The organism is Saccharomonospora halophila 8 (assembly GCF_000383775.1).
Classification (GTDB): domain Bacteria; phylum Actinomycetota; class Actinomycetes; order Mycobacteriales; family Pseudonocardiaceae; genus Saccharomonospora; species Saccharomonospora halophila.
On the sequence record NZ_KB912537.1, the window covers coordinates 28,476 to 34,948 of the forward strand.

Genomic DNA, 6,473 nt, shown 5'->3' on the forward strand with positions numbered 1-6,473 from the left:
GCCGCGGCGCCCGCGCGTCCGGGCACCGCCGGCCGCGCGCGGGACTCAGCCGCTGAACAGACCGCGTCGCCGGGAGAGCCTGCGGTAGAGCAATTGCTGGATGTCCTCCCGGACCCGGTCGGTCAGATCCAGCATCAGCATCTGGTCGTCGGCGGCCGCGGGGTCGTTCTCGCCCGTGTCGTGGTCGGCCGGGGACAGCGGCTCGCCGAACTCGATGTGCCACTTCGTCGGCAACGGGACCGTGCCCAACGGCCCGAGCAGCGGGAAGAACGGCGTCACCGGGAAGTACGGCAGTCCGAGCAGCCGGGCCAGCGGCCGGATGTCGGCGATCTTCGGGTAGATCTCCTCGGCGCCCACGATCGCGCACGGGACGATCGGCACTCCGGTGCGCAGCGCCGCCGAGACGAACCCGCCCCGGCCGAACCGCTGCAGCCGGTAGCGCGCCGAGAACGGCTTGCCGACGCCCTTGTACCCCTCCGGCCAGACGCCGACGAGTTCGCCCGCGCGCAGCAGCCGTTCCGCGTCCGGGTGGCAGGCCAGGGTGTTGCCGGACCGGCGCGCGAACGATGCGAGACCCGGGGTGCGGAACACCAGCTCAGCACCGAGCATCCGCAGGTGCCGGTGCGCGGGGTGCTCGTCGTGGACGGCGACGGCGGTCATCAGCGCGTCCAGCGGCAGCACCCCGGAGTGGTTGGCCACCAGCAGGGCTCCGCCCTCGGCGGGCAGGTTCCCCACGCCGTGGGCGCTGACCCGGAACCACCGGTCGTAGAGCGGGCGCAGGGCGGGCAGCAGCACGGTCTCGGTCAGTTCGACGTCGAACCCGAACTCGTCCACCGGGTAGTCGCCGGCCGCCCGGCTCCGGAGGAAGCGCAGCGCCCGGTCCAGCGCGTCCCCGTCGTCGTCCCGCACCCTCAGAGCACCGTCCTCCTTCGGTGGGCCGCGTCCAGCATCCGCACGAGCGCGTCGCTGCCCGGCACCGGCGGGTGGTCGCGCAGGTGGTCGTCGAGCGCCTCCCGGGTGGTCCACCGGGGGGTGTGGCCGAACTCCCGGCGCAGCCGGGTGGTGTCCAGCACCCGGCCGAAGCTCAGCAGGCGCGCGTTCTCCGAGGAGAGATCGACCGCCCGTGCGCCGCGCAGCACCGCACCGAACGACGGCAGCACCGTCCTCGGCACGGGGAGTTCCACGCGGCCGGCCCGGCGCACCGCCTGCGAGACGGTGAGCACACCGTCCCCGCCGACGTTGACCACCCCCGGCCGGTCGGTCAGGGCGGCCCGTTCGAGCACGGCCACCGCGTCCTCCGCGTGCAGCAGTTGCAGGCGCGCGTCGAACCCGAACGCGGTCGGCACCACCGGCAGGCCGAGGTACCGGGCGAACACGGTGTCGAACCCGCCGCCGACGATGTCGGCGAGCCGGGCCGTGGTCACGGTGACGTCCGGGCGACGACGGGCGAAGCCGCGCACGTAACCCTCGACCTCGACCGCGTCCTTCGCGTAACCCCGGGCGTCGTCCGGGATCAGTTCGGAGTCCTCGGTGAACACGGCCTGCGACCGGGGGCTCGCCCCGTACACCGCGGCGGTGGAGGCGACCACGAGCCTGCGCACGTGCGGCGAACGCTGGCACGCCGCCAACAGCCGCATGGTGCCGAGGACGTTGACTTCCTTGCGTGCCGCCCGCCTGCCCGGTGCCGCCGGCCGGCACGCCGCACCCACGTGCACGACCGTGTCGACCTTCGCCGAGTTCACGACCTTCGCCACGAGCGGGTCGCGGATGTCCAGGCGGACGAACTCCGCGTGGTCGACATCGCGGTCGACGTCGCCGGGCACCGGCCCGGCCGGGCGCGCGGTGCCGGTCCCGTGCGGGGGCGTTCCGGTTCGCCGCGGAGGTGCGGTGTCCACACCGATCACCCGCTCGACGCCCGGGTCGGCACTCAGCCGCGCCAGCAGCCGCCCGCCCAGATCACCGGCGACACCGGTGATGAGGACGACCTTCGGCGACATCGACTGCCTCTACGGGCCCGGTGGGACGGCCCACCGGATCCGGTGGTTGTTACTTGCCCTGCCTGCGGCGCTGCACCCTGGTGCGGCGCAGCAGCTTGCGGTGCTTCTTCTTGGACATCCGCTTACGGCGCTTCTTGACGACCGAGCCCACACCCACTCCTCACGGTCTACCTCGAGGGGAACGGTCCACCAGGTTACCGGTGATCCCCCGGGCGGCCCGCACGGGTCCGGGCACACCCGGGCGGCGGACGGTCCCGGGCGCTTCCGGGGGCGGGACGGTGGGCTCAGCCGACGTCGAAGTACGCGTTGTCGAGGTAGTCGTGGACGGCCTGTTCGGGCACCCGGAAAGACTTCCCCACCCGGACGGCGGGCAACTCCCCGGAGTGCACCAGTCGGTAGACGGTCATCTTGGAGACCCGCATCAGCGAGGCGACCTCGGCGACCGTCAGGAACTGGACATGCCGCGGGCCGGCGGGCATGTCGTCGTGTGTGCTCGGTGGCATAGCGATTTCACCGTGTCCCTCCGCCACGCGCCGTGCCGCCCGGCTTCCCCACCGGGCGGTACCGACACGCGCGTGCTTCCCCGAGGGTAGCGGGACACGTGGGACTCCTGCGACGCCTGTCAAGGGGAAACACGGCACCCGACCGGACGCACCCCCCGACTTGCGTGAGGTTGCCCCGGGTGAGCGTCAGTCGCGGTGGGGGGCGCCGAGTTCGACCGAGCGGTCGCGGGCGGCTTCGATGGCGTCGAGCAGGGCGGCACGGACGCCGTGCTTCTCCAGCTCGCGAATGCCGTTGATGGTGGTCCCCGCCGGGGAGGTCACGGCCTCCCGGAGCAGGACGGGGTGGTCGCGACCCTCGTCGAGCATCCGCGCCGCGCCCACGGCCGACTGCACGATCAGCTGCTCGGCGACCGACCGGGGCAGTCCGAGCAGGATCCCGGCGTCGATCATCGCCTCGACCAGGTAGAAGAAGTACGCCGGGCCCGACCCGGACAGGGCGGTGACCGCGTCCTGCTGCCGCTCCGGAACCTCGACGACCTTGCCCACGGACGTCAGCAGGCCGGTGACGGTCTCCACGTGCGCCGATGTGGCGTGCCTGCCCGGCGACACCGCGCTCATCGCCTCGCCGACCAGCATCGGGGTGTTCGGCATGACCCGCACCACCGGCGTTCGATCCGGCAACCTGCCCTCGAACAGCGTCGTCGGCAACCCCGCGCACAACGACACCACCAGGGAATCCCGCCCGAGAAGCGGGGCGAGCTCGTCCAACAGCGGTTCGATGTCCTGCGGCTTCACCGCCACCACCAGCACGTCGGCGCGCTCGGCCGCCTCCGGCACCTCCACCCGGGTGATGCCGTACCGCTCGGTCAGCTCGGCCGCACGCTCGGAGTGACGTTCGGTGAACAGCAGGTCCCCGGCGTCCCGTCCCGCGGCGATCAACCCGGACAGCAGCGCCTCACCGATCTTTCCCGCACCCAGTACCGCGATCGTCGTCATGTCCGCAGCCTAGGACCCGCTCCGCGGCCCGGCTGCCGGACCCACCGCCGGTTCCGACGCCGTCGGTTCCGACGCCGTCGGTGCAGCCCCGTCGGTGCAGCCCCGTCAGTGCAGCGCCGTCAGTGCGAGCTGGCGCGCCTGGCACACGATGCGGCCGCGGGCGTCGGCAACCACCGCGTCCGAGTCGAACCATCCCTCCTGCACCGACCGGCTCTCCACCTGGATGCGCAACCACCCGGGCTGGGGGCGGGTGCGCACCAGCGCGGTGAGTTGGGTCGTCGGCGCCCAACCGCCCGCGCCGCCGAGGTTGAACACGACCGGCGGGTTGATGTCACAGGCCAGCAGCGAGAAGTAGGCGTCCGAGCCACCCTCCCGGGGCCGGGCCCACAGCCGCATCCGCGGCGGGTCCCCCTCGCGCCCGGCCAGGTACCCGGCCGTGGCCGGGTCGAGCCGCACCTCACACCCCTGCGCGAGGTGGAACACGCCCTGCGACCTCTCGACCGTCAACGACACGGCGTTCGCCGGGGGGTCGGCGGGCATCGCGGGCGCGTCGTTCCACACCGGTGGGCGCACGGGCAACCTGCCCACCGTCACCCGCGCCTCGACGCAGACCCGGCCACGCTGTTCGAGCGTCACCGCCACGACGGTGGTCCGCCTGCCGACCTTGCGGACGTCGGTGCGCAGGAGCACCGGCCCGATGGCCGGGGGGCGCAGGAACTCGGCGCTGACGGTCAGCGGCTCCAGCTGCGGCTCACCCCGCTCGGCGAGCGCGGCGACGGCGGCCCTGGCCAGCAGCGTGAGCAGGAACCCGCCGTGCGGATGGGTGCCGATCGACCACTCGGACCGCAGGTCGGCGGTGAAGGTGCCGTCCCGCAGCGAACGCACGTCACTGGCCGCCGGGAACGGTGCGGGATCGTCGTGCACCGTACTCACGAACGGCTGACCAACGCACGCAGGAACAGTGCGGTGTTCGCGGGCCGCTCCGCCAACCGCCGCATCAGATAGCCGTACCACTGTTCGCCGAACGGCACGTACACCCGCACGGTCTCCCCCTCCGCCGCCAGTCTGCGCTGCTCGTCCGGCCGCACCCCGTACAACATCTGGTACTCGTGGCCGCCCGGCTCGCGCCCGTACGACCGCGCCCGCTCCCGTAACACCGGGACCAACCGCGGGTCGTGCGTGGCGAACATCGCGTACGCCCCCCTTTCGAGCAGAATGTTGGCGCACCGGACATAGCCGAGGTCGATCTCGTGGGCGTCCGGGAACGCCGCCTCGGCCGGTTCGGCGTAGGCCCCCTTGCACAACCGCACCCGCGAGCCCGGATACGCCAACGCCGTGGTGTCGTCGGGGGTGCGGCGCAGGTAGGACTGGAGCACGGCCCCCGTGGACGGGTACTGCTCCCGCACCCGGCCGACCACCCGCAGCGTGGCGTCGGTGGTGGTGTGGTCCTCCATGTCGACCGTCACGGTGGTGCCGCAGCGGTCGGCGGCGGCGCAGATCCGCCCGATGTTGCGCAGCGCCAGTTCCTCGTCCCACCCGACGGTCACGGCGGACAGCTTCACGCTGACCTCGGCGTCGGCGGTCAGTCCCTCGGCACGCAGGGCGTCGAGCAGCCGGAGGTAGATGCGCACGGTGTGCTCGGTGACCTCAGGATCACTGGTGTTCTCCCCCAGGTGGTCGAGGGTCGCGCGGAGACCGTCGCGGGCCAGTGCGCGCACCGCCCGGAGGGCGTCGGGCACGCTCTCCCCGGCGACGAACCGGTTGACGATCCGCCGGGTGCCGGGTGCCGTCGCGACCGCCCGGCGGATCGCCTCGCTGTCGGCGGCGGCGAGAATCAACGAACGCAGCGGCTCCACGGAGGAAACTCTACGGGTTCCGGACAGTCGGACGGGCAAACACCCACGAGGTCGGGACGATCGTCGGACGACTCGCGCCCGGGCGCTACTGACCCAGATGCAGTCGGGTGAACAGCAGCGCCTCGGCGAGGTCCTTCACGCGACGGGCGGGGGACCGCGCACTCCGGGTGTTGATCTCCAGCACGACGGCGCCGCCGTAGCCGGTGGTGGTCAACCGTTCGAGCAGTGCGGCGCAGGGCTGATGGCCCCGCCCCGGCACCAGGTGTTCGTCCTTGGGCACGCCGGTGCCGTCGGACAGATGCACGTGGCTCAGGCCCGCACCCATCCGGTCGGCCAGTTCGAGCGCGTCCGTCCCCGCCGCGGCGGCGTGCGACAGGTCGAGCGTGTAGTGGGCATAGCCGACGTCGGTCGGGTCGATGGACGGCCGGAACGCGGAGACCCGACTACTCCGTCCGGCGCCCGGCGGGCGCACCTTGAACATGTTCTCCACCGCGACGTCGACCCCGCTGTCGGCCTCCAGCTCGGCCACGAGATCCGGGAACGCGTCCCCGTACCGGCGCTGCCAACGGAACGGCGGGTGCACCACGACCGTGGACGCGCCCAGCTCGACAGCCGCGTCCACCGACTTGCGCAGCCGCACCACCGGGTCGGGCGACCACACCCGCTGGGTGATCAACAGCGACGGCGAGTGCAATGACACCACCGGCACCCCGGTGTTCCTGCTGCGTTTGCGCAACGCCGAGATGCTCTGGCTCTCCGGGTCGGCCCAGACCATCACCTCGACGCCGTCGTAGCCCAGCTCGGCCGCGAGTTCGAAACCCTCCCCGGCCCGCAGCGGCCACACCGACGCGGTGGACAGGGCGACAGGGATCGCGGGAACCACGCGCCTACCTGGTGACGAGTAACAGTGCCGCCGGGGACACGGTCACCACCAGCCCGACCAGCAGGGCCAGCACGGTGGTCTGGGTGTCCTCGGCACGGCGAACCTTCCGCACCAGCCACACCAGGGCGACCGTGACCACGACCGCCGCCATGAGCGCCGCGGCGGGGATCCGGCCCCACAGCCAGTTGAACCCGAGCCACACCCCGGCGCCTCCGGCGACGCCGAGCGCGAGCTGCCC

8 protein-coding genes and 1 pseudogene are annotated in these 6,473 nt (G+C 72.7%); all 9 read right to left on the reverse strand.

Going from position 1 to position 6,473, the window contains the following annotated elements:
* Positions 1-45 precede the first annotated feature (45 nt).
* The gene (locus SACHA_RS0110045; protein WP_019809384.1) at positions 46-909 is read right to left on the reverse strand and encodes a lysophospholipid acyltransferase family protein; all 864 of its coding nucleotides are present in this window, start codon (positions 907-909) and stop codon (positions 46-48) included.
* Positions 910-911: 2 nt separating this feature from the next.
* Positions 912-1,997, reverse strand: coding sequence for an NAD-dependent epimerase/dehydratase family protein (locus SACHA_RS0110050; RefSeq protein WP_019809386.1), 1,086 nt, complete (start codon positions 1,995-1,997; stop codon positions 912-914).
* 49 nt (positions 1,998-2,046) lie between these two features.
* Positions 2,047-2,148, reverse strand: a complete 102-nt coding sequence (locus tag SACHA_RS23860; RefSeq protein WP_019809388.1) for a 30S ribosomal protein bS22 — start codon at positions 2,146-2,148, stop codon at positions 2,047-2,049.
* Between the two features lie 133 nt (positions 2,149-2,281).
* Positions 2,282-2,500, reverse strand: a complete 219-nt coding sequence (locus SACHA_RS0110060) for a helix-turn-helix domain-containing protein (RefSeq protein ID WP_019809390.1) — start codon at positions 2,498-2,500, stop codon at positions 2,282-2,284.
* 186 nt (positions 2,501-2,686) lie between these two features.
* On the reverse strand, positions 2,687-3,496 hold the full coding sequence (proC, locus tag SACHA_RS0110065) for a pyrroline-5-carboxylate reductase (RefSeq protein ID WP_019809392.1): 810 nt from the start codon (positions 3,494-3,496) through the stop codon (positions 2,687-2,689).
* Positions 3,497-3,601: 105 nt separating this feature from the next.
* Positions 3,602-4,429, reverse strand: coding sequence for a thioesterase family protein (locus SACHA_RS0110070; RefSeq protein ID WP_019809394.1), 828 nt, complete (start codon positions 4,427-4,429; stop codon positions 3,602-3,604).
* Complete coding sequence (locus SACHA_RS0110075) at positions 4,426-5,352, reverse strand: proline dehydrogenase family protein (protein ID WP_019809396.1); 927 nt, start codon at positions 5,350-5,352, stop codon at positions 4,426-4,428. Before SACHA_RS0110075 ends, SACHA_RS0110070 begins: the two co-directional genes overlap by 4 nt.
* 85 nt (positions 5,353-5,437) lie before the next feature.
* On the reverse strand, positions 5,438-6,235 hold the full coding sequence (locus tag SACHA_RS0110080; protein ID WP_019809398.1) for a sugar phosphate isomerase/epimerase family protein: 798 nt from the start codon (positions 6,233-6,235) through the stop codon (positions 5,438-5,440).
* Positions 6,236-6,239: 4 nt separating this feature from the next.
* A pseudogene (locus tag SACHA_RS0110085) lies at positions 6,240-6,473 on the reverse strand (hypothetical protein); the annotation flags it as partial.